The sequence below is a fragment of the Labrenzia sp. THAF35 genome, from assembly GCF_009363595.1.
GTDB lineage: Bacteria > Pseudomonadota > Alphaproteobacteria > Rhizobiales > Stappiaceae > Roseibium > Roseibium algicola.
On sequence record NZ_CP045380.1, the window covers coordinates 1,465,370 to 1,487,071 of the forward strand.

Sequence of the window (21,702 nt, forward strand, 5' to 3'; positions counted from 1 at the left end):
ATGGCCTCCCGCAAACGCCCCGAACCCGCCCAGGACGATCTCTTCAATCCCGAGGTCGAACTGCTGCTGCCGGCTCGGCTTGCGATCGAGGGCAAGGTCCTGGGAAGTCCGATACGCCAGTTGGCGGTTCCGCCGCTGCGCGTGCGCTGCCGGCTGCGACCCTTTTCGATCCGCCGTGCGACGGGTCATGAAACCACGCTGCCGACCGGCGAGGCACTGAAGATTCTCAATGCGAAGACTGCCACCTCGCTGGAGGCGGATCTCATTCTTCTGGTCCCCGGTGCAAGTGAACCTGCGCAGATCGCCAAAGCACTCGATGCCGGCAAAGGCCGGTGGATGACTGCGTTGCCCATCCGCATCGACACGTTGAAGCGCCAAGCGCGGGTCGAACGGCTGGCAGCGGTTTCGGCATCCTGGTCAGGCGCCTTTCATCTCCGGGAGGGACGAGCAGCCGAAAGTGAGCAGCCAGCCCAGCCCGGTCTGCGACGTCCTCAAATCGGCGCGTTGCACGCGGCTTTGGCCCATGCGACGCGATCGAGCGATCCGGCCACCATCGTCATGCCGACGGGCACCGGCAAGACGGAAACCATGCTCGCGCTCAACGCCCACCAGCGCTTCGAGAGACTACTGGTCGTGGTGCCGACGGACGCCCTGCGAGAGCAGATCGCGGGCAAATTCGAGACCTTCGGCGTGCTGAGGCAACAGCAATGCCTGGAAGACAAGGCAGTATTTCCCGTGGTGATGCGCCTTTCGCACATTCCGACGACGGTAGCCGAGGTGGATGAGATCTTCGACAGCGCCAATGTCATCGTCACGACGATGCAGATCGCCGGCCGGGCCGAAGCAGCGGTCCAGGAGCGGATGGCAGCACGTGCCTCTGCGCTGTTTATCGACGAGGCTCATCACATCGGTGCCCCGACCTGGGCCCGCTTTCGGGGTCTCTTCGCCGATCGCGAGCCGCCGCTTCCGATCGTCCAGTTCACCGCCACACCGTTCCGTGAGGACGGCCGGCGCGTCGACGGCGAGTTCATCTACACCTATCCGCTCAAGAAGGCGCAGGCCGAAGGCTATTTCAAACCGATCCGCTTCGAGGCTGTTTTCGGGCTCGATCAGGCGGACGCCGATCTCGCGGTCGCGGAGAAGCTCGGTGAAGTCCTCCAGGGTGATCTGGCCGCCGGCCTCAACCATCTCGCCATGGCGCGCTGTCAGACCATCGACCGTGCCAGAACCCTCCACCAGCTTTACAGCGAGATGTACCCGGAACTTCGTCCGGTCATCGTTCATAGCCAGCAGTCGATCCGTGAACGTCGTGCAAACCTTGCCGCTCTGCGGCGCTTCGAGAGCCGGATCATCGTTTGCGTGGACATGCTTGGCGAAGGTTTCGATCTGCCGGAACTGAAGATCGCCGCCCTGCACGATCCGCACAAGAGCATAGCCGTCACCATCCAGTTTGTCGGCCGCTTCACCCGCCAGGATCCGCGCCTCGGCGACGCCACCGTCATCGCCAACACCGGCATTGACGACATTGATCGTTCACTGGCCAAGCTCTATGCGGAGGATGCCGACTGGAACGCACTGGTTGAGGCACTCAGCACCGCGAAGATCGACCGGCAGGTCCGCCGTTCCGAGATGTTCAAGGGCTTTGTAGGCGACTTGAGCGACATTCCGCTGCAGACGCTTGAACCGAAGATGAACGCCGTCGTCTATCGCACCAATTGCAATGGTTGGGAGCCTTTGCGGGCCGAGGACTTGTATAGTCCCGGCGTCTATCTCGGCATGAAGGTTAACCCACACCAGCGTGTCGCCATCTTCGTCACCCGCTCCGAAGAGCAGGCCGGCTGGACCACGGCCCAGCACGCGACCAATGTCACCTGGGACCTGCACATGATGCATTGGGATCCCGATAGTCAGCTCCTCTATATCAGCAGCTCAATCAAGGGACCGTATGACCGATTGGCCAAGGCGGTCTGCGGTGAGGCCACACGCCGGGTCGAGGGCGAGGAGGTGTTCCGCAGCCTGCACGGGTTCAATCGCCTGATCCTGCGCAATCTTGGCCTGACGCACCATCAGGGACGCGGTGTCCGCTACTCCATGTATATGGGTGTCGATGTCGCCGACGGACTCGACACGGCGAAGTCCCAGTCGCGCATCAAGAACAACGTGTTCGCAACCGGGTTCCTCGACGGCGTTCCCGCCTCTCGTGGCTGTTCAGCCAAAGGCAAGTTCTGGTCGATTTCGCGGGTTCGTGATCTGACTGACTGGGTCGAATGGTGCGCGGATATCGGCAAGGCCGTCAACGATCCAGGGATCACCACCGATGGCGTCTTCAAGAGCGCGATGCGACCTCGCCAGATCAGCGAACGCCCAAATGTGCCGCCGGTCGCGATCCACTGGCCTGAATCGCTGCTGACGCAAATCGAGGACCGGATAGAAATCAGTTTCGGCGCCGAGCCCGTAGCCTTCGCCGAATGCGACATCGAGCTGCTGGATCATGAACGCACGGGTCCGTTGCGCTTCGCTGTGCGCAGCGACACCCATATCGCCGAATTCGAAATCGTGTTTGCCGAAGGTGTCGCCCGCTATCCGCAGCGCTCTGGTCCGAAAACAACCATAAAGGTCAGCGGCAAGGTGAAACCGCTGTCGGAATCCTTCGGCGAGGATTCCCCGCAGATCGACTTTGGAGATGGCTCACTGCTGATCTACAGCCACCTCTATGCCCTGCCTGAAGGCGTCGTGGTCGAACCCTATCCCAACGACCGGATCGAGGCCTGGGATTGGTCGAAAACCAATATCCGCGCCGAGGCGCAGGGACCTGAGAAGCGTGCCGACTCGGTGCAGCGACGCGTCATCGAGACATTGCTCGCAGAGCGTGACGCATATGACCTCATTTTCGACGATGACGGCGCCGGCGAGATCGCGGATGTGGTCACTCTTCGAATAACTGAAGGTCTGGTGCAGGTGACGCTTCACCATTGCAAATATTCCAGTTCCGACACGCCTGGTGCACGGGTGAAAGATCTCTATGAAGTGTGCGGGCAGGCCCAAAAATCCGCCCGCTGGCGTGATCGTCCCAATCGAATGTTCATTCATATGCTGAAGCGGGAGAAGTTGCGCCTCGAGAAGGGCCAGACTTCCCGCTTCGAACATGGAACGGCCGCCTTCCTCAAGAAGCTGAAAGCGAGCTGGCAGGACTATCGCTACGAATTCGATGTGCGCATTGTTCAGCCTGGACTGTCGCGAGCGGCCGTCACAGAGGAAGGGCTGCATCTACTAGCCAGCGTGGAAACCTATCTCCTTGAGACGCGTGCCATGCGGCTGAAGGTAATCGCAAGTAGCTGACCGCTCGAAGAAGATGGAGGGGAAAGCCTTCCCCTGCGACCGAGCCTGTAGTCTTGGCCGACCCCTTCGAGCGGGGGAATCCCCCGCAACGCCCCCTTTGAGAGTGAGAGTGCGGACGGGTTTGCCGTGACGGGATGAGGACCGGAGGAGAAACCTCCAGCGCCCGTCGCGGAGACCCGCGATGTCCAAACAGAACCGTAAATCCGGCGCCCGGAGCAACCGGACCAACCTTTACTCCGAAATCACCGACAAAATCATCGCCGAGCCGGAGGCCAGCCGGGCAGCCGACTGGATCGAGTCCTTCCTTTCGGATGAGACTGGTTCCGCCGACGCCGGCACTGGCGACAAGAGGGCGGCATGATCCTCCTGACTCCCGATCTCCGTGAACGCCTGCTTGCCAACGGCCGTGAGCGCGACGCCGACCACGTGCCGGTCGTCAAATTCTTCAATCCTTTCGGCCAAGGCGTCTGGCTAGCAACCGAGCTCGATCCTGACGGCGACATTCTGTTCGGCCTTGCTGATCTCGGCTATCCGGAACTTGGGCATTTCTCGCTGGGGGACCTGGAATCCATCCGGCTGCCCTTCGGCATGGGGATCGAGCGCGACATCCTGTTTCAGACCGACGTGCCGGTCTCGGTCTGGGCGGAAGCGGCCCGTCAAGCCGGCAGCATCCGCGCGGCCGAGCGCATGCTTTATGCCCGGCATCGAAGCGATGATGTGCGCAACAGGAATTCCGTGGATGCGGAAAACCGGAACGCCTGAATTCTGGCTGCAGTGCTTTACGGGTCTGCGCCGCTCTCAGAGGAAGAGGGCGGCGCGGTTCCTCGTGACGGGTTGTGAGCATTGGCAAGGGGCCTGCTGCCCGTCGGGAGACCAGACCATGACCCGGCATCAGAAGACATTTGCCATGGAAACGCAGCACGCACCAATCTCGGCTGAGGAGCGGGTGGTTATTTACGAAGCGCGCCAGATTCTGCTGCGCCACCTCAACCAGAACCCGGTCCTGTCGTCCTGGCAGGCGGTGCTCGACTATTGCGCCCTTACCATCCGCGGCGAGGTCGAGCGGTTTCATGTGCTTTATCTGGACAAGAAGAACAGGCTCATTTCGGATGAGTGTCTGGCGACCGGAACCGTCGATCACGTGCCGGTCTATCCAAGGGAGGTCCTGAAGCGCGGTCTCGAACTCAACGCCACCGCGCTGATCCTGGTCCACAATCATCCGTCCGGCGATCCCGAGCCCTCGCGCGCCGACATCACGATGACGAAGGAAATCAGAAAGGGCTGCCAGGTTCTGGGCTTGACGCTGCATGACCATATCATCGTCGGCATCGGCCGGGAGGTCAGTCTGCGCGCCCGCGGCGAGATCTGATGGATTGCAGAATGCGCTGACGGAACCCGGCTGCATTCGACCTTCGGTCCCGAAGCGGTGGCTTCCGATCGCAGGGGGCAGGCCACGCTCCATCGAGAGGGAGAGGAGGGCTGGGGCTTTCGCGACGGGTTGAGTGCAGAGAGAGAGGCTCTCGGCGCCCGTCGCGGAGAATATCCCAATGGCACCTGCCAATCAGAAACTCACCCTGTCGCCCTCGCGTGACATCCCCTTCAACAAGCTCGTCCTCAGCCAGTCGAACGTCCGGCGTATCAAGGCCGGCATCTCGGTCGAGGAACTGGCCGAGGACATCGCCCGCCGCGGCACACTCCTCCAGAGCCTCAATGTCCGCCCCGTGCTCGATGAGGGCGGCAACGAGACCGGCATGTTCGAGGTGCCGGCCGGCGGACGCCGCTATCAGGCCCTGGCAATCCTCGTAAAACAGAAGCGTCTCGCCAAGACCGCACCCGTGCCCTGCGTTGTCCGCGATCCGGCGACCAGCATCCTCGCCGAGGATGACAGTCTCGCCGAAAACACCCAGCGCGTCGCGCTGCATCCCCTCGACCAGTTCCGTGCCTTCTTGGCATTGCGGAACAAGGGCATGAGCGAGGAGGAGATCGCGGCGGCCTTCTTCACCACGGTCCAGGTCGTCAGGCAGCGGTTGCGCCTTGCCACTGTGTCTCCCGTGCTGCTCGAAGTCTATGCCGCAGACGGCATGACGCTGGAGATGTTGATGGCCTTCACCGTCAATCCGGACCATGCCCGTCAGGAACAGGTTTTGGAAAGCATTCGCAACTCCTGGCAGAAGGAGCCGTGGCAGATCCGGCGCATGCTCACCGAAACCACGGTGCCGGCATCCGATAAGCGCGCCCGTTTCATCGGCCTTGAAGCTTATGAGGCGGCGGGCGGCGCAATCCTGCGCGATCTCTTCTCCCACGACAATGACGGCTGGCTGCAGGACGTCTCCCTGCTCGATAGCCTGGTTGACCAGAAGCTAAAAGGTATGGCGGACGAGATTGCCGACCAGGGCTGGAAATGGATCGACGCTTCGGTCGAACTCCCCTACGGCCACGCCAACGGTCTGCGCAAACTGACCGGTGCGATGCAGGACCTTACCGAAGAGGAACGGGCGGTCCGAGAAGCACTCCGCAAGGAGCATGACGACCTCGAGGCGGAATACACGGAGGCCAGCGATCTGCCCGACGAGGTCGATCTGCGTCTGGCGGAGATCGAGGCCGCGCTTGAGGCCTTCGAAAACCGTCCCGTCAGCTTCGATCCGGAAGAGATTGCCCGCGCCGGTGTCTTCCTCAGCATCGGCCGGGATGGCGAATTCGTCGTCGATCATGGCTATGTCCGTCCCGAGGATGAGCTTGACGCCGCCGTCGAGGGCAGTGGCTCTGGAAACGGAGGTGACGCCAGCATCGATCACGATGATGCTGGTGTCGGTTCTTCGGCGCGGCGCGCTGTCATCACCATCGGCAGCCAGCCGATGGATGCAGATGACGACGAAGGCGACGTCATCAAGCCGCTTCCGGAACGCCTTGTTACAGAGCTGACGGCCGAACGGACGTTGGCGCTGCGCGACAGGCTGGCGAACAATCCGTCCGTCGCGTTCCTGGCTGTGTTGCACAAGTTCTGCCGGGACGTCTTCTCTCGCTACATGACCTATAGCCCGGCCATGGAAGTCTCGGTGCGCAACACCGGCTTCTCCCTGCAAGCGCCCGGCCTGAAGGAAATTCCGGCGGCACAGGCCATCGAGGAACGCCACAAGGCCTGGGAGGCGCGTATGCCGGACGACGAGGCCGCCCTCTGGGATTGGCTCGCCTCGCTCGAAGGCACCGAGCAGGCGGAGCTCTTCGCTCATTGCGCGGCGTTCGGCGTCAACGCTCTCTACGAGAAGGCCGATCGCTACGGCGGCGGCACCGTCACCGTGCACGGCATCCAGCAGCGTCTCGCCGAGGCCGATCGTCTCGCCCGCGCTGTCGGTCTCGACATGGTGGAAGCAGGCTGGCGGCCAACGGCCGAAAACTACCTCGGCCGCGTCACCAAGCCTCGCATCCTCGAAGCCGTACGCGAAGGGGCGGGCGAGCGCGCCGCCGAGTTGATCAACCATCTCAAGAAGGGCGATATGGCCAAGGAGGCCGAACGGCTGCTGGCTGACACAAGCTGGCTGCCGGAGCCGCTGCGCATGACGGACGCTGGCGATGCCTCGCCGGTCGAGGCGGAAAACGAGGAGGGCGGAGCAGATGAGACTCTTCCGGCGTTCCTCACCGATGATGACGGCGACGATGAGAACGCGGAAGCTAACGAGGATGACGCCGCCCTTGTAGCTGCCGAGTAACGCGATCCCGCCCCGGAGCTGCAAGGCTCCGGGCTTTTTTCATGGTGGCCTTGGTCGGGCAGCAATTACAGGGCTGTTCAAAGGACCCAACACCATCAAGTCAATTGTGCTCCGATGGAGATCCGCCGGTTGCCTGACCTATGGCTTCGCTTCTGCCCATCGTTGCATTCCCTCTCGATCGGCTGGCAGAGGACAGAGGTGGTCGTGCAAACGCATTTCCGGGTTTCCGGCTTCTGACGGACACGGAAACCATCCCCCGCTTCCATTCGCTGACCTTGGTCTGAACGAGGCTTTGTCATTCAACCCGCATGGGGTCGGCTTACGCGCGCGTGCCGCCTCGCGGATTCGGGACGAGCCCGAACGCGCGCGGTGATTGCCGTTCTCGATCAGACACTACGGGCGCCTGTCGCGCGGGGGATGGTCCCCTGCCTCCAACGACAGGAGCCGGAACAATGACCCTTCAAGACGCCACCGCCTTCGCTTCCAGCCTCGCCGCCACACTGATGGTTTCCATCGTCGTTTTCCGGGCTGGCGACGGATCCTTCGGTGCTGTAACCGCCGACGAAATCGACGGCGACGAGGTGGCTGTGATGTTTGAGATCGATCCTTTCTCGTGAGGCGATCGCCTCACGGTCGGCCGAGGTCGTTGAGCCCCGGTTCCCGAAATCACTTGCCGCATTTGACCGTGGCGGGCTCAAGGGCGCTCGAGGAGCCAAGCTCGCTTCCTGCTTCCCACCGACCTTTGACCTTCTTCCAGCTTGATCGCGCCCGCCTTCCTGCGTGGCGCGATTTCTTTTGCCCTGAGAGGGAGAGGGCTGCCGGGACGTGGTGAGCCCGGGCGGTCGAGAGAGCGCTGGCCGGGCTTTCCCGTTGCTGCTCTCGAGGATCTCCTCTCATGAACATGACCGCACCCGTGACCGCCCCGGCCACGCCGATCGCTCCTGCGCCCGCCATCCTGGCCGTCGCCCATGATCTTCTTGAGCATCTTGAACAAGGCCGGCGCGTGGACGCTGCCATGTTGCGCGCCGCAATGGAAATTGCGTTCGGCGCGTCTGATACATCCGGCGCCTGGAACTGGAAGGACGCCTATGACGCTTGCGAGGTGGCAACAGTTCTGTTCCTGCGCAAATACGGCAAGGCGGTTTTCCGTAAAGCCGCCATTCCAGCTGCACGGCTTTCCGTGCTGGAGAAGATCGTGGCGCTGCTACCAACGCAGACGCGCCGGTCCGAAGAGAGCCAGACGCTCCAGCAGTTCAGCACGCCTGTTCCCCTTGGCCTTGCCGCGCTGACGGCGGCTCATGTTGCCGAAAACGATCGTGTGCTGGAACCCTCGGCCGGTACCGGCCTGATGGCGGTTCTGGCCGAGATCGCCCGTGGATCGCTGATCCTAAACGAGCTTGCGGAAACTCGCGCCGACCTGCTCGCTTCTCTCTTTCCGGCAAAAGACGTTACCCGGTTCGACGCCGCGCAGATCGACGATCACCTCGATCCGGGGCTGGTGCCTTCCGTCGTCATCATGAACCCGCCCTTCACGGCGCTCGCGAATGTTTCTGGGCGCATTGCCGATGCCGGTTTCCGGCACATCGCCTCGGCGCTGAACCGCCTCGCCCCGGGCGGGCGGCTGGTGACGATCACCGGGGCAAATGTCGGTCCGGAACTACCGGGCTGGCGCGAAGCCTTTGTCCGCCTGCAGGAGCGCGGCACCGTCGTGTTCTCCGCAGCGATCACCGGATCGGCTTACGCGAAACACGGAACGACCTTCCCGACGCGGCTCACCGTGATCGACAAGGTACCCGCAGTGGAACCGACCCTGTTCCCGTCCTCGCCTGGTATGGCACCGGACGTCGCCACGCTTCTCGGTTGGATCGAAAACGCGGTTCCACCTCGGCTGCCGGTTTCGCTTCCCGAGGGTCCGCGATCACCGGTCCCCTCTGCTGGCCGAGCGGCGCGAGGCGGTCCGGCGTGCCCGGCAAAATCTCGTCCGGCCAGGCCCGCCGTTGCCGATCCCGAGGCCGTTGAGCTATCCTACGAAACCGTCGATTGGACACCGCCTGAGGGCGCCGGGTTTACCGACGCAATCTATGAGGCTTACGGATTGCAGTCGATCCGTATTCCCGGATGTCAGGATCATCCCACAAAACTGGTGCAGTCGGCGGCGATGGCGTCGGTCGCCCCGCCCAAGCCAGGCTACCGACCGTTTCTGCCGGCGAACGTCGTCACCGAGGGAGTGCTGTCGGACGCGCAGCTCGAGACGGTGATCTACGCGGGCGAGGCTCATTCTGGTCATCTTGCCGGCAGTTGGACAGTCGACGAGACCTTCGATCTCGTCCAGGCAGCGCCCGAAGGGGTTGCCGGCGCTTTCCGCTTCCGCCGGGGCTTCATGCTCGGCGACGGCACCGGTGCGGGCAAGGGCCGCCAGTCGGCCGCGATCATCCTTGAAAATTGGCTGCGCGGCCGCCGCAAAGCGGTCTGGATCTCCAAATCCGGCAAGCTGATCGAGGACGCGCAGCGCGACTGGTCTGCCCTCGGTATGGAGCGGCTGCTGGTCACGCCTCTGTCGCGCTTTCCTCAAGGCAAGCCGATCACGCTCATCGAAGGCATCCTTTTTACCACCTACGCCACGCTGCGCTCCGACGACCGTGGCGACAAGGTTTCCAGGGTGAAGCAGATCGTCGAATGGTTGAAGTCCGGTCCCGGCGCCGAGGCCGAGAAGGATTTCAATGGAGTGATCATTTTCGACGAAAGCCATGCCATGCAGAACGCCGGTGGCGGCAAGGGCGAGCGCGGGGATGTTGCGCCGTCGCAGCAGGGTCGCGCGGGACTGCGCCTTCAGCACGCGCTGCCCGATGCCCGCGTCGTCTATGTCTCGGCGACCGGTGCCACCAGTGTGCACAATCTTGCCTATGCGCAGCGGCTCGGTCTCTGGGGAAGCGACGATTTTCCGTTTGTGACAAGGGCCGAGTTTGTCGAGGCGATCGAGGAGGGCGGCGTCGCGGCGATGGAGGTGCTGGCCCGCGACCTCAGGTCACTCGGGCTCTACACCGCCCGTTCGCTCTCCTATGACGGCGTCGAATACGAACTTGTCGAACATCAGCTGACGGCCGAGCAGCGCCGCATCTACGACGCGTATGCCGGGGCCTTCACTGTCATTCACAACCATCTCGACGCGGCGATGGAGGCTGCAAACATCACCGGAAGTGAGGGTACGCTCAACCGGCAGGCCAAATCCGCTGCGCGATCCGCTTTCGAGAGCGCCAAGCAACGCTTCTTCGGTCATCTGCTGACATCGATGAAGACACCGACGCTGATCCGGTCGATCGAGCGCGATCTGGAGGCGGGGCATGCTGCTGTCATTCAGATCGTCTCGACGGGCGAGGCGCTGATGGAGCGCCGGCTCGCCGAGATCCCCACAGAGGAGTGGAATGACGTCCGGGTGGACATCACCCCACGCGAATATGTTCTCGACTATCTCGCCCATTCCTTCCCGGTGCAGCTCTATGAGCCCTTCACCGACAGCGAGGGCAATCTTTCCTCGCGCCCGGTAACCCGGGACGGTCAACCGGTGGAATGCCGCGAGGCGGTCGCCCGGCGGGACGAGTTGATCGAGCGGCTCGCTGCGCTGCCGCCGGTTCCCGGTGCGCTCGATCAGATCGTCCAACGCTTCGGCACAGACACGGTTGCCGAGGTGACGGGCCGTTCGCGGCGCATCGTGAGAAAGGGTGATCGTCTCTCTGTCGAGAGCCGCGCGGCCTCTGCCAATCTCTCCGAGACGTCCGCCTTCATGGATGACCTCAAACGCATCCTCATCTTCTCCGATGCCGGCGGCACCGGGCGCAGCTATCATGCGGATCTCTCGGCAAAGAACCAACGCTTGCGGGTCCACTACCTGCTCGAGCCCGGCTGGAAGGCGGATGCCGCGATCCAGGGCCTCGGGCGGACGAATCGCACCAATCAGGCGCAGCCGCCGCTCTTCCGGCCCATCTCCACGGATGTGAAGGCGGAAAAGCGGTTCCTGTCGACCATCGCCCGCCGCCTCGACACGCTCGGCGCTATCACTCGCGGCCAGCGCCAGACCGGCGGGCAGGGGCTCTTTCGCCCCGAGGACAATCTGGAAAGTTTTTATGCCCGCGATGCGCTGCGCCAGCTCTATCTTATGATCGTGCGCGGCAAGGTCGAGGGCTGCCCGCTCGAACGGTTCGAGACCGCCACCGGCCTGAAGCTGACAGATGCGAACGGCATCAGGGACGATCTGCCGCCGATTACCACCTTCCTCAACCGGCTTCTGGCGCTGACGATCGAGCTTCAAGCCATCCTCTTTGCCGCCTTCGAGCGACTGCTGGACGCCAGGATCGAGGGGGCGATCGCCAGCGGCACTTATGATCTCGGGTTGGAGACACTGACGGCCGAGAGCTTTGTGGTCACCGATCGCCGGACGATCCACACCCATCCGGCGACCGGTGCGGGGACCCGGCTGCTCACCATCTCCGAGAAGCGTCGCAACAGGCCCATGCCGCTTGAGGATGCAATTGCCCGTGCTGAAACGGAGCCCGGTGCCAGGCTGCTGGTCAACGGCAAGTCGGGGCGGGCGGCCGTTCAGGTGCAGGCGCCGTCGATGATGATCGACGATGGCGAGATTGAGCGCCGTGTCCGGCTGATCCGGCCGATGGAGCACAGCCACCTCTCGCTCAAGGTGCTGGCCGACAGCCATTGGCAAGTGGCGGATCGAGATGCGTTCGCTTCGGCCTGGGACCACGAACGGTCCGAGATTCCGGAATTCACCGAGAGCACGTTGCAAATGGTCTGCGGTCTGCTCCTGCCGGTCTGGAAGCGTCTGCCGAACGAGTCAACACGGGTCTATCGGCTGCAGACCGACGAGGGTGAGCGCATCATCGGCCGCCGCGTCTCGCCCGCCTGGGCGGCCAATGCAACCGCGACGGGATCGGTGACGCTGTCTCCCGATGAAGCCTATGCTGCACTGATCGATGGCCAGACGATCCTGGATCTGGCCGAAGGTCTGCTGCTCCGGCGGGGCCGCGTCATGGGGGCAAACCGGATCGAGCTCACCGGGTTCTCGGAAGGTATGCGCGATCGGCTCAAGGCCTTCGGGCTCTTTTCGGAGATCATCTCCTGGAAGCTGCGCTTCTTCGTGCCCGCCGATGAACGTGGGGCGGAGGTGCTCGGCAGAGTGATGGAAGCCTGGCCGATCGAGCGCGTCCTGGACCGTGGGGCGGCCTGATGTCCCGTGTTGAGGCTTCCGATCTGGCGGTGCGTCTTGCGAGAGCGGCCGAAGCGGTGTGCCGCCACTACCTGCCAGCCGGCCAAAAATCCGGCCGCTACTGGCTGGTGGGGGATGTACACGGTTCGCCGGGCCGGTCGATGTTTGTCCGGCTCAAGGGACCGGATCGTGGCAAGGGCGCTACTGGAAAATGGACAGATGCCGCGACGGGCGAACATGGCGATCTGCTCGATGTCATCCGCGAAAGCTGTGGGTTCTCCGACTTTCGCGATGTCGCCGAGGAAGCGCGGCGGTTTCTGAGCCTGCCTCGTCCTGAGCCCGAGAAACGGTCCAGACAACTGTCGTCGGTTCCATCCGGTTCTGCCGCGGCCGCAAGGCGGCTCTTTGCCATGTCGCAGCCGATCGCCGGAACACTCGTGGAAACGTATCTCCGTAATCGCGGCATTACGGCTTTGCACGCAACCGCAAGCCTGCGCTTCCATCCAACATGCTACTACCGGCTGGAAGGCGGCGGCTCGACCAGACAGCTTCCGGCGATGGTTGCCACCGTCACCGATCTCGGCGGGCGTCAGACCGGCGCGCATCGCACCTGGCTCGCGGCGGACGGCTCTTGCAAGGCGGACATCGAGACACCGAGGCGGGCGATGGGAGACTTGCTCGGTCACGGGGTGCGGTTTGGAGTGGCGCAAGATGTTCTCGCCGCCGGCGAGGGGATCGAGACTGTGCTGTCGGCTCGCTCCGCCGGTGTCGAACTGCCGGTGCTGGCGGCGCTCTCGGCGGCCCATCTCGCCGCCATCCTGTTCCCCAAGAGTCTCCGGCGGCTCTATGTCCTGCGTGACCGCGATCCGGCAGGTGAGGGCGCGCGGAAGGTTCTTTTGGCCAGAGCCGCCGAGGCCGGGATCGAGGCACTGGCGCTGACGCCGCGGCTAGGCGACTTCAATGACGATTTGAGGCGCGACGGCATTGACACCCTCCGGGAACGGTTGCGGCTTCAGCTCCATCCCGAGGACGTGGCACGCTTTCTGGCGGCGTGAGGGAGCGGCAGATGAGGACTGTGGCACACCGGTTGCCGTCCTCCTGTCATATCCGGTCCTCCCGGTCTTCCTCGTCGGACACGTCGCCGCCCACGGCCTTCTTGAGAGGGCAGGCGGCCCACAAACGGGACGGCCGGGCAATGGCCACGCCCGGCTATTTTCCGCCGCGCCTCCAGGGAGGCGCTTTGCATCGCGAGGCAAAATAGCCGGACTTGGCCATCGGGACCCTCGCTTCTCTCGGGCTGCCCGGCCGTCCCGTCCGTGGGCTGGTCGCTGCCACGAAGGCCGCGATGGGCGCGGCTCACCCGACGAGGAACCCCGAAATGACCTTTTCAAACGATACGGCAGCCAATGAGCCGGTCCACAGCTCCTCTCAGACCGGTCACGCCCTCACCGAACTCCAGCTTTACGGCTGGCGTCCGTTCGAAGACGAACCCGATCCGAGGCCGCTTCCTGAGGACAGTATGGTCTCCAGCGCGGTCACCGACATCTTCGACGCCCTGATCGCGACACTCGGCGATACACGTCTTGAACCCGAACTCGACGAATTGCTCTGGGGCACGGTCAATCTCTTCCACCGCGCCACGACGCGCACCGAACGGGCACTCGATGACAACGAGCAGGCGCAGCGCCGGCTGCAGCGGGAACAGGACGGCTCGGAGGTGAAGTCCGTCGAGCTGGAGCGCCTGACGGCCGAGGGGCAGAGCCTGATCGAGCGCAGGAACGCGTTGGAGCTCTTCCGGGACCTCGCCGTCGAAGGCTTCGAGCGCCATCAGGGCAAGCCCTGGCAGCCCCGCAATGGTTCGCGTGTCAGTCATCGCAACCTCACCTCGGCGATGATCGACAGCCGGGATTTCCTGGCCGCGAAACGCCGGGCCGAAGCCGAGATGCTCCTGCCGCAGGGGCCGAAGGTCGCCATCACCGGCGGTGTTGACTTCAACGACCACCGCCTGATCTGGGCAAGGCTCGATCAGGTCCACGCCAAGCACCCTGACATGGTGCTGCTGCATGGCGGATCGCCGAAAGGCGCTGAGCTCATTGCCTCCTGTTGGGCGGACCATCGCAAGGTGCCGCAGGTGGCCTTCCGCCCCGACTGGGCCAAACATGCTAAGGCAGCACCCTTCAAGCGCAACGACGCAATGCTGGACGCGCTTCCGATCGGAGTCCTGGTCTTCCCCGGCACGGGCATCCAGGAAAACCTCGCCGACAAGGCCCGCAAGCTCGGTATCCCGGTCCTGAAATACGAGGGTGGCGCGTAAGCGCCTCCTTTTCTTGCATGACAGACTTGACCCAGGAAGTCGTCTCGGGGTCAAATATCCAGACTTGCAGAACCGGCGAAGCTATATAGTCGCAGGCGGAGCGTATCCATCGGCAGCCTGTCGTGATCCCTTAATAATCACCGACGCCGGAGGCTGTCATGACGCTCATTCTGCTCGCCATCTCCCTTTCCGTTACGCTCTGCGTGCTCGCCTTCAACTTTGCGATCTATGCGCTGCCGGTCATGGCCGGGATCTCGGCGTTCCAATTTGTCCACGCCGCTGGCGCTGGTTTCGGCCCGTCGGCGCTCGCGGCGCTTGGTGGCGCGGCATTCTCTGTCGGTCTGGTGATCGCGATCCTGGGGTTTGCGAGGAACCCGTTTCTGCGTCTCGTGGCGCTGGGGGTGTTCGCGGCACCGGCGGCGGTTGCCGGTTATGCGCTTGCTCATGGGCTCGCGAAAAACGCTCTCGAGTCCGAGATTGCGCTCAACCTTCTCTGCGGCACTTGCGGGTTGATCGTGGCGGTCGCTGCAATGACCAATCTCAGCGCGCTCGGCGAGGATGTGTTGTCACGGTGAACGGGCACAGGGAGAGGCCTGGTCAGGCATCTGCTGCTTCGCACGGCAGAGACGTCGGACACCTAGCCGGAACCTTTGGACCTGCCGTTCCAATACGGCTTCAACCGGTCTGTGTCCCACCACCTTGTTCTGGCGGGTCCTGGTCGACTGTGGAATTCGATGAGGCGATAGTCGCTGCGGCGACCCGCGGGTGTCGCGCACAGGAACGGGTTGGTGGGTACTGCCTCAGCGCCGGACCGAACCTTCACGCATACCCCCGACCCGTTTTCCGACCGTTTCCGCAACATGAGCAGAGCCTGGTACCCAAGTCCGAAACCGTCCTCGCCATAGCTCCTGACCGCGGATGTCATGGCGCGGGTGGCAGATAATGAAGTCGTCCGTCAGTGCAATTGGCACTGGGGTGGCCGAGGCTGCCGATGATTTTCTGCCCGCCAGAATGATGTTTCCGCACCGCGTCTCCGAAGACGCTTTCCCGAAAAACCTGTCCCTCCTCTTCTGTGATCCCCTAAGCCCGTTCGGTCTCGGCCGGCAACCCCCGCGGCCGGACCCGTGTTGGCGCCTGCCGCGCCTGCCCGCACCACGTCCCGCCTTGGGGGTCGGGCGGATGCCGAAGCATCCGTGCAGGCCGCTCCCGACGGTCTTGGCCGGGCATCATCGGAGGGACGGTCCCTCCGGTTGAAGCAACGGAGACTAAACATGCAGAACATCGTCATCCTCGCCGGCAACATCGGTCAGGCCCCGGAAACCCGCACCACCCAGAGCGGCACCTCCATCACCCATTTCACCCTTGCCACCTCGCGCCCGCGCTACTCCGAAGGCAAGGTGATCCGCGACGCAGAAGGGCATCGCGTCCAGGACACCGAATGGCACCGCATCACCTGCTTCAACGGCCTCGGCAAGACGGTTCAGGAGTATTGCGAGAAGGGCATGAAGGTCCTGGTTCGGGGCCGCATCCACTACACCAAGTGGACCGATCAGGCGGGTGTCGACCGCTACGGCTGCGAGATCATCGCCGAGACGGTCGATTTCCTGAGCCGCGCCAAGCAGACCGAGACCGAGGACGGCACACCTGATGACCAGGACGAGATCCCGTTTTGAGGCGGGTATCTTCGGCCCGGCGGAGCAATCCGCCGGGCATCTCTTGAACTCCGGAGTTCAGTCAGAAAACGACCGCTAATTCCCTCTTCTTTGTGCATCCACAGTGGCGCGTCGTCGTCCAACTCAATGTGCAAATAAGTGAAAGAGTCACCTTTCGCAGTTCCCACAAAGAACGACAAGAAAGGGGCCGACTGTTGATTGGCGCCTTCTGACATTCGGAATAGCAATAGCGGTCATGATGAAAGACTTGCTGAGCGACGCTTGGGCGCTCGACGAGAGAGCGTATTTATGAATATACCAGCTCTTCATCAGAGCTTAGAACAAACGATGTCTGCAGCTGCCTTCAGGTCGTTAATTATCTGAGTCCCAGATATGCGTAGAGAAGTTATGTCGAGAGCTGCAAGCTGCTCGTCGATTTTCTTATCTTTCTCGCGTTGCCTTCTTCGAGAATGATGCGTCCCGTCACAAAATACAGCGAGACGCTGATCGGGAAAAAAGATATCTATTTCGGTAACCAACTGAAGATCATGTCGAAGCTCGATATCCGCATACGCGTCGTAGAGAGACGGGTATGTTCGCCCATCAGGAAATACAAGCCGCTGCAATTCTGGTCGAAGCCCGCGGTAGAGGAGTTCCTGATACAGGAATAGTTCAATTGGAGTTTGAGCGCCCCAAATTCTTCGCGTTTCAACCTTTTTGAATGGTTGATAAATTGTCTTTAATCTATTTCGAAGAAACCGAATCCGCGAGCGCTCATCAGGCAGAAATCCGTCGAACTCAGATACTTCACTTCGATCAAAGTCTGTATGGAGGTAGTACATTCCGACTACCAGTCCAAGTTCGTCAACGTATCCCTTGCCGCCTTTCAGACCGAGGATGGTGGAAATCTCTGAAAAGGCTTCCCATTGTCCAACGAACGGATCAAAACCTGCATAGGCCCAATCTGTCTCTTGAAAAGCAGCCCCACCCCGATGCGCTTTGATCGAATGAATGTTGACAGTGGTGACTGTTCCACGCTTTGACATCGGAAGATTTGAGATCGCGTAAGGCACCCCGGTTGAAGTGCCATCATCATCCGAGAACAGCGCTAAACTCAGTACGAGTAGAATTGGCTGAAATGTAGCATTGAGAGTAGAGAAATATTCGACCTCAGCGTCCGACGGCTCATCATGCAATATGCCATTAGTTAAATCAGCCATTTTACCTGTGATTGGCTGAATACCCCCAAGTGGCATTAGCGATACATTTATCGGTTCTGGTACCCATTCCCAAGAGACAGCGAAAGGAGATTTTGGGAGCAAAAAGTATTCAGGACGATCTTGCAATGCCTTAGGTCTATCATTTATCATCGGATTTTACCTTCTAATTCCCAATACTTTTGCTTCATTAATTTTCCGCGAGCTAAATATGATGGTGTGACAAGGCGATTATTAAAAAAAATACTCAAAAGGTGAACCAATGGGCGATGGATATAACTTTGCACAATTGAAAAAAGCGATCTTAGCTATGAGCCGTGCGACCGATTGGGAAGTCGCCAAAAAAGAATGGAAGTTGGTAGGCATTTCGGAGGCAAGTGAACCCGAAACATGTCTATGCGGCCATTTTCCTATCGTTGAGCTTTGCACAATTTCAAATAACACCACTGAAAGAACTGTGGATGTTGGAAACGTTTGTGTGAAAAGGTTCCTCGGTTTTCGTTCTGATCTTATCTTTGCTTCTTTGAAGCGCATACGAAAAGATATTACAAAGAGCGTTGGAAGTGATGCGACGGCATTCTTTTATCAAAGCGGTATTATTAATGATTGGGAATATGGCTTTCAGCAAAATACGATGCGGAAACGAAACCTAAGCCCTGCGCAGTTAGCCACTAGACGGAAAATCAACGAGAAGATTATCGCATCGATTGGTCGACGTGGTATTAGCTGACATGCTCCCAGTAAAACCTCCGATTTGATACAAACTTGTTCTGGTAATGTCTGGTCCTAAGAAGCGCGTCCGACGACGCGACCGACTGAAATGGGGACGCTTTGCTGCCCTGTCTGAGGTTGGTTGGTCCCCGTCAACTGCCCGCATCAATTCCAGGTGGCATACGCCCATCGCCAGAGCTAGTTCGTAAATCGTAATGGCCGTCGGATTAGGTTTTCCGCGTTCGATGCCGCTTAAAAATTGCTGAAAAAGTCCCGAACGCGCTTCAAGCCGCTCCTATGTCCGGCTTTATTTCCAACGCAGGCAGGCAAGGTTCCGGCCGACGAGCTGGTGCATACCAATGCGCCGATCAATCACAGTTTGCGTACTTCTCTAGATATCAAAGTCGGGTTTCGATTCTTCCAGGTCGGCAGAGGGTCGTTTCAGCAATTGCGCGGCTTCTACACCGAGCACTTGCGCCAATCTGTCAACGACATCAATGCTGGCGTTATACACGTTGCGTTCCAAGGCGCTGATGTAGGTCCGATCAATTCCTGCTTCATGCGCAAGTTCCTCCTGTGACAGGCCTCTAGCCTGCCGCAATGCTCTCAGGTTTTGCGCGAACACCTCTCGGATTTCCATAAAATCGAGAGCAACGCCTTGAAGAGTATTTCACCACGGAGTATTCTCTACAAACGAGCTGTGCCGGGACTGATCCTCGGGTTGCACTCGTACGCCTGCGCAGAAAACTCTGTGTAATCGGTGGTTATCGCGGGCCGAATTTGTTGTTTTTCACCCGTTCCAATGCGCTGCATGCATCACGCGATGCGTTGGGCGAACCTTACAACCGATCTCAATAATTGTTAAAAAGACTTGGGCACCACTGCTTTCACGGCGGCACGAATTTAAGAGGGGACGCGCGATGACTGAGCCGGGATTTCTCGATCAGGCGCCGGACAAAAATCAACTCACCGACTACGATCGAAAGCACTTCAAGCTTTATATGCGTCTTCTGGACGCCAAGGCGGACGGCGCGGATTGGACAGAAGCCGTCCAGGTCTTGTTCGGTCTCGATCCGGATAGGGACCCCGAGCGGGCACGGCGTATGCACGACAGCCATCTGGCGCGCGCGCAATGGATGACAGAACACGGCTACCGGCTCATGCTGGCGGAAGGCGAGAGGAAATGACCGTGTTTGGCGATGCGTTCCGCGCATCATGTTCTCCCAACCCAAGGGGTTCCCATACTCACTACAACTTATGATGGTTCCGGCCTCCAATTGCATTTTTCCTGCATTTCAGGAGGTTGCCGATGGTGCCGGATGTCTCGCAGTGGCGATCAGACGCTGCGTACGATTACTTTGACGATTCGAGTGTCCCCGATCTTTGCTGGGAAGGCCTAAGACGAAGTCCCAACTATCAGCGAGAGTACGCAGACCTGAAAGCCGAAGGGAGGTCTCCTGACGAGATGGACGCATTGCTCCGCGCTCGCTGGGGGATTTCGTTTCGCAACAAGTCCGGAATTGACGGCTCTGGATGAACCCATTCACTGGGAGCCGGCTGCCGATAAGTCGAAGGTCATCCTGAGAAAAGCGGAATCCGGCTTTGGATCGGACGAACCCAGCCTTCTCACAATTCAAACCCTCCGCAGCGGGATCACCCGCCAGGGCCCTGATGGGATGCATGCCATCCTCGGAAAAGGGCTGAAATCCGTCCATCTTCTGCTTCAGGACGCTCGCTTTACCGAATATCCGCTCTGTATTATATCCCGATTGGACGATGGTGCTCGCGCCCGTCACAGGGCAATTGGGAGGTTGTTGGATTTCCTCGAAGGCAAAGAGATTGGCGCGGACAGCCGGCTCACCCCACAGAAACGCCTTCGGTTCAAATCCATGCTGCGGGCGGTCGATGGCCGCACAAACGGTGCGTCCTACAGGGAGATTGCCGAAAGTCTCTTCGGGGCCAGGCGGGTGGCGTCAGAGCCATGGAAAACCTCTCCCCTTCGCGACACGACCATAAGGCTTGTGCGGGACGGCCTCGCTATGGTTGCCGGCGGCTATCTGGACCTGCTCCGCCGCTAGAAAGCCCGAAAGTTCGAAGGGGTGCGATTTTCGTCTCCTCATCTTCGCACTCCCTCTTCGCCGCGCCACTCCGCCATCGTGACCTCCATCGGCCGCTGCTGACCAGCGGTGCTCACTACTTCCTGGAGGTTCGACCATGCCCGATCCGCTCGCCGGAATGCCGCCGCGCTATCTGCGCACCCCCGAAGCTGCCCGTTTTCTCGGCCTTTCCGGGCGCACGCTCGAAAAGCATCGCACCTATGGAACGGGACCTGCATACCGCAAGCTTGGTGGCCGCGTCGTCTATTCGCTCGAGGACCTGCAGGCCTGGGCCAACCGGGGTGCTGTTACCTCCACGTCTGATCCGAGCGGGCAGGTGCTTCCGGCAAAGCGTCATAATGCGCAGCAGGCAAGCGGTTCGGGCCGCGCTGTGCGATGAGGAGTGCTTTGGTGAACCACAAGGCGCATTCGCCTCACGATCAGCTCGACTTTTTTCGGGCACTGCCCGGAGATCTTGCTCCGCGCGACGCGCAGGATCTGATGGCCTACCCCTTCTTTTCGCTCGCCAAGTCCAGGCGCTTGAAACCGATAGATTTCAAGGCGGGGCCGATCGTCATCTGCGTCGAGGCCGTCGCCGAGCATGGCATGGCGACAATTTGGGATGCGGATATCCTGATCTGGGCCGCCTCACAGATCGTCGAGGCACGAGACGCCGGTCTTCGGACCTCACGTCTGATGTCGGCCACTCCTTACGAGATCCTGACCTTCATCGGCCGGGGTGTCAGCCGGAGGGATTACGACCGGCTCAAGTCCGCTCTCGACCGGCTGCAATCCACCACCGTTGCGACTTCCATCCGTCAGCCGACCGAACGGCGCATGCATCGATTTTCGTGGATCAACGAGTGGAAGGAGAGGGCCGACCATCGCGGGCGCCCTCTTGGCCTCGAACTGATCCTGCCAGACTGGTTCTACTCCACGGTCCTCGAAGATGCGCTCGTGCTGACCATCGACCGCGCCTATTTCAGCCTGACCGGCGGTCTTGAGCGCTGGCTTTACCGGCTCGTGCGCAAACATGGCGGCCGCCAGGAGCATGGCTGGAGTTTCTCGCTCAAGCACCTCCACGCCAAGTCAGGCAGCCTCTCGCCGCTCAAGCATTTCACCTACGACCTGCGCGACATTGTCCACCGCCAGCCCTTGCCTGGCTATCGCCTGGAACTGGACAGATCGCCCGATGCGCCACCGCGCCTGTCTTTCGCTCCGACCGGTGAGGCGTCTGTCTCCCGCGCGCCCCATCAACGCCGCGCCAACACTCGCTCTGGGGGAAAGCTGTGAATTCACTCGTGCTATCAGGGACCCGAACTATCGTGCCATCGGGGACCCGAACCTCGTGCTATCGGGGACCGAAAACGCTTAATTTCGATGCCAGGCCAACAGCTTACGCGTCCCGTAACTTTCCTAACCAGAATTCCTTCGGAATTCTTCTAACGCCT

Annotated in this window: 19 protein-coding genes and 1 pseudogene; 17 read left to right on the top strand and 3 right to left on the bottom strand. The window is 61.0% G+C overall.

What is annotated here, in order from left to right; genetic code table 11:
- The 11 genes from FIU93_RS06715 to FIU93_RS06760 all read left to right on the top strand — a co-directional run bounded on the left by FIU93_RS06715 (position 1) and on the right by FIU93_RS06760 (position 16,248).
- A complete protein-coding gene (locus tag FIU93_RS06715; protein WP_152505139.1) occupies positions 1-3,339 on the top strand; it encodes a DEAD/DEAH box helicase family protein in 3,339 nt (1,112 codons plus the stop codon).
- A 181-nt stretch (positions 3,340-3,520) separates the two neighbouring features.
- Positions 3,521-3,700, top strand: a complete 180-nt coding sequence (locus FIU93_RS06720; RefSeq protein WP_152505140.1) for a hypothetical protein — start codon at positions 3,521-3,523, stop codon at positions 3,698-3,700.
- Positions 3,697-4,101, top strand: a complete 405-nt coding sequence (locus FIU93_RS06725; RefSeq protein ID WP_152505141.1) for a DUF2958 domain-containing protein — start codon at positions 3,697-3,699, stop codon at positions 4,099-4,101. The genes FIU93_RS06720 and FIU93_RS06725 overlap by 4 nt, the downstream gene beginning before the upstream one ends.
- Before the next feature lie 118 nt (positions 4,102-4,219).
- Entirely contained in the window at positions 4,220-4,708 is a 489-nt protein-coding gene (gene radC / locus FIU93_RS06730) for a DNA repair protein RadC (protein WP_269585035.1), read from the top strand.
- 178 nt (positions 4,709-4,886) lie between these two features.
- Positions 4,887-7,046, top strand: a complete 2,160-nt coding sequence (locus FIU93_RS06735; protein WP_152505142.1) for a ParB/RepB/Spo0J family partition protein — start codon at positions 4,887-4,889, stop codon at positions 7,044-7,046.
- A 452-nt stretch (positions 7,047-7,498) separates the two neighbouring features.
- Entirely contained in the window at positions 7,499-7,663 is a 165-nt protein-coding gene (locus FIU93_RS31330; protein ID WP_173013792.1) for a hypothetical protein, read from the top strand.
- 278 nt (positions 7,664-7,941) lie between these two features.
- Entirely contained in the window at positions 7,942-12,282 is a 4,341-nt protein-coding gene (locus tag FIU93_RS06740; RefSeq protein ID WP_152505143.1) for a strawberry notch family protein, read from the top strand.
- Positions 12,282-13,316 carry a toprim domain-containing protein gene (locus tag FIU93_RS06745; protein ID WP_152505144.1) on the top strand — a complete coding sequence of 345 codons (1,035 nt, stop codon included), beginning with the start codon at positions 12,282-12,284 and terminating at the stop codon, positions 13,314-13,316. Before FIU93_RS06740 ends, FIU93_RS06745 begins: the two co-directional genes overlap by 1 nt.
- A gap of 323 nt (positions 13,317-13,639) precedes the next feature.
- Positions 13,640-14,575, top strand: a complete 936-nt coding sequence (locus FIU93_RS06750) for a DUF2493 domain-containing protein (protein WP_152505145.1) — start codon at positions 13,640-13,642, stop codon at positions 14,573-14,575.
- 158 nt (positions 14,576-14,733) lie between these two features.
- The gene (locus FIU93_RS06755) at positions 14,734-15,150 is read left to right on the top strand and encodes a hypothetical protein (protein ID WP_152505146.1); all 417 of its coding nucleotides are present in this window, start codon (positions 14,734-14,736) and stop codon (positions 15,148-15,150) included.
- 696 nt (positions 15,151-15,846) lie between these two features.
- A complete protein-coding gene (locus FIU93_RS06760) occupies positions 15,847-16,248 on the top strand; it encodes a single-stranded DNA-binding protein (protein WP_152505147.1) in 402 nt (133 codons plus the stop codon).
- A 308-nt stretch (positions 16,249-16,556) separates the two neighbouring features.
- On the opposite strand, the gene FIU93_RS06765 is transcribed toward FIU93_RS06760, so the two are convergent.
- Positions 16,557-17,597, bottom strand: a complete 1,041-nt coding sequence (locus FIU93_RS06765; protein WP_152505148.1) for a hypothetical protein — start codon at positions 17,595-17,597, stop codon at positions 16,557-16,559.
- Positions 17,598-17,706: 109 nt separating this feature from the next.
- Between FIU93_RS06765 and FIU93_RS06770 the strand changes: the two genes are divergently transcribed.
- Positions 17,707-18,174, top strand: coding sequence for a hypothetical protein (locus tag FIU93_RS06770; RefSeq protein WP_152505149.1), 468 nt, complete (start codon positions 17,707-17,709; stop codon positions 18,172-18,174).
- Positions 18,175-18,315: 141 nt separating this feature from the next.
- On the opposite strand, the pseudogene FIU93_RS31665 reads toward FIU93_RS06770, so the two are convergent.
- Positions 18,316-18,516, bottom strand: a pseudogene (locus FIU93_RS31665) (helix-turn-helix transcriptional regulator); the annotation flags it as partial.
- 30 nt (positions 18,517-18,546) lie between these two features.
- A complete protein-coding gene (locus FIU93_RS06780) occupies positions 18,547-18,795 on the bottom strand; it encodes a helix-turn-helix transcriptional regulator (RefSeq protein WP_152505150.1) in 249 nt (82 codons plus the stop codon).
- 280 nt (positions 18,796-19,075) lie between these two features.
- Here FIU93_RS06780 and FIU93_RS06785 point away from each other — a divergent pair, with 280 nt between their 5' ends.
- The 5 genes from FIU93_RS06785 (at position 19,076) to FIU93_RS06800 (ending at position 21,544) form a co-directional block, all read left to right on the top strand.
- Entirely contained in the window at positions 19,076-19,342 is a 267-nt protein-coding gene (locus FIU93_RS06785; protein ID WP_152505151.1) for a DUF2285 domain-containing protein, read from the top strand.
- A gap of 122 nt (positions 19,343-19,464) precedes the next feature.
- Entirely contained in the window at positions 19,465-19,692 is a 228-nt protein-coding gene (locus tag FIU93_RS31865; protein WP_353621135.1) for a DUF6499 domain-containing protein, read from the top strand.
- 277 nt (positions 19,693-19,969) lie between these two features.
- Positions 19,970-20,233: a DUF2285 domain-containing protein gene (locus tag FIU93_RS06790; RefSeq protein ID WP_286202270.1), complete on the top strand. Its 264-nt coding sequence runs from the start codon at positions 19,970-19,972 to the stop codon at positions 20,231-20,233.
- 136 nt (positions 20,234-20,369) lie between these two features.
- Positions 20,370-20,651: a helix-turn-helix domain-containing protein gene (locus FIU93_RS06795; protein WP_152505153.1), complete on the top strand. Its 282-nt coding sequence runs from the start codon at positions 20,370-20,372 to the stop codon at positions 20,649-20,651.
- 11 nt (positions 20,652-20,662) lie between these two features.
- A complete protein-coding gene (locus FIU93_RS06800) occupies positions 20,663-21,544 on the top strand; it encodes a replication initiator protein A (protein WP_269585037.1) in 882 nt (293 codons plus the stop codon).
- The last annotated feature ends 158 nt before the right edge of the window (positions 21,545-21,702 follow it).

Excerpts from the sequence above, each read along its gene's own strand:
- FIU93_RS06795 (WP_152505153.1), top strand. The coding sequence starts at position 20,370 with ATGCCCGATCCGCTCGCCGGAATGCCGCCGCGCTATCTGCGCACCCCC.
- FIU93_RS31865 (WP_353621135.1), top strand. The coding sequence starts at position 19,465 with ATGGTGCCGGATGTCTCGCAGTGGCGATCAGACGCTGCGTACGATTAC.
- FIU93_RS06715 (WP_152505139.1), top strand. The coding sequence starts at position 1 with ATGGCCTCCCGCAAACGCCCCGAACCCGCCCAGGACGATCTCTTCAAT.
- FIU93_RS06740 (WP_152505143.1), top strand. The coding sequence starts at position 7,942 with ATGAACATGACCGCACCCGTGACCGCCCCGGCCACGCCGATCGCTCCT.
- FIU93_RS06755 (WP_152505146.1), top strand. The coding sequence starts at position 14,734 with ATGACGCTCATTCTGCTCGCCATCTCCCTTTCCGTTACGCTCTGCGTG.
- FIU93_RS06785 (WP_152505151.1), top strand. The coding sequence starts at position 19,076 with ATGACTGAGCCGGGATTTCTCGATCAGGCGCCGGACAAAAATCAACTC.
- FIU93_RS06780 (WP_152505150.1), bottom strand. The coding sequence starts at position 18,795 with ATGGAAATCCGAGAGGTGTTCGCGCAAAACCTGAGAGCATTGCGGCAG.
- FIU93_RS06745 (WP_152505144.1), top strand. The coding sequence starts at position 12,282 with ATGTCCCGTGTTGAGGCTTCCGATCTGGCGGTGCGTCTTGCGAGAGCG.
- FIU93_RS31330 (WP_173013792.1), top strand. The coding sequence starts at position 7,499 with ATGACCCTTCAAGACGCCACCGCCTTCGCTTCCAGCCTCGCCGCCACA.
- FIU93_RS06720 (WP_152505140.1), top strand. The coding sequence starts at position 3,521 with ATGTCCAAACAGAACCGTAAATCCGGCGCCCGGAGCAACCGGACCAAC.
- FIU93_RS06735 (WP_152505142.1), top strand. The coding sequence starts at position 4,887 with ATGGCACCTGCCAATCAGAAACTCACCCTGTCGCCCTCGCGTGACATC.
- FIU93_RS06750 (WP_152505145.1), top strand. The coding sequence starts at position 13,640 with ATGACCTTTTCAAACGATACGGCAGCCAATGAGCCGGTCCACAGCTCC.
- FIU93_RS06725 (WP_152505141.1), top strand. The coding sequence starts at position 3,697 with ATGATCCTCCTGACTCCCGATCTCCGTGAACGCCTGCTTGCCAACGGC.
- FIU93_RS06770 (WP_152505149.1), top strand. The coding sequence starts at position 17,707 with ATGGGCGATGGATATAACTTTGCACAATTGAAAAAAGCGATCTTAGCT.
- FIU93_RS06760 (WP_152505147.1), top strand. The coding sequence starts at position 15,847 with ATGCAGAACATCGTCATCCTCGCCGGCAACATCGGTCAGGCCCCGGAA.
- radC (WP_269585035.1), top strand. The coding sequence starts at position 4,220 with ATGACCCGGCATCAGAAGACATTTGCCATGGAAACGCAGCACGCACCA.
- FIU93_RS06765 (WP_152505148.1), bottom strand. The coding sequence starts at position 17,597 with ATGATAAATGATAGACCTAAGGCATTGCAAGATCGTCCTGAATACTTT.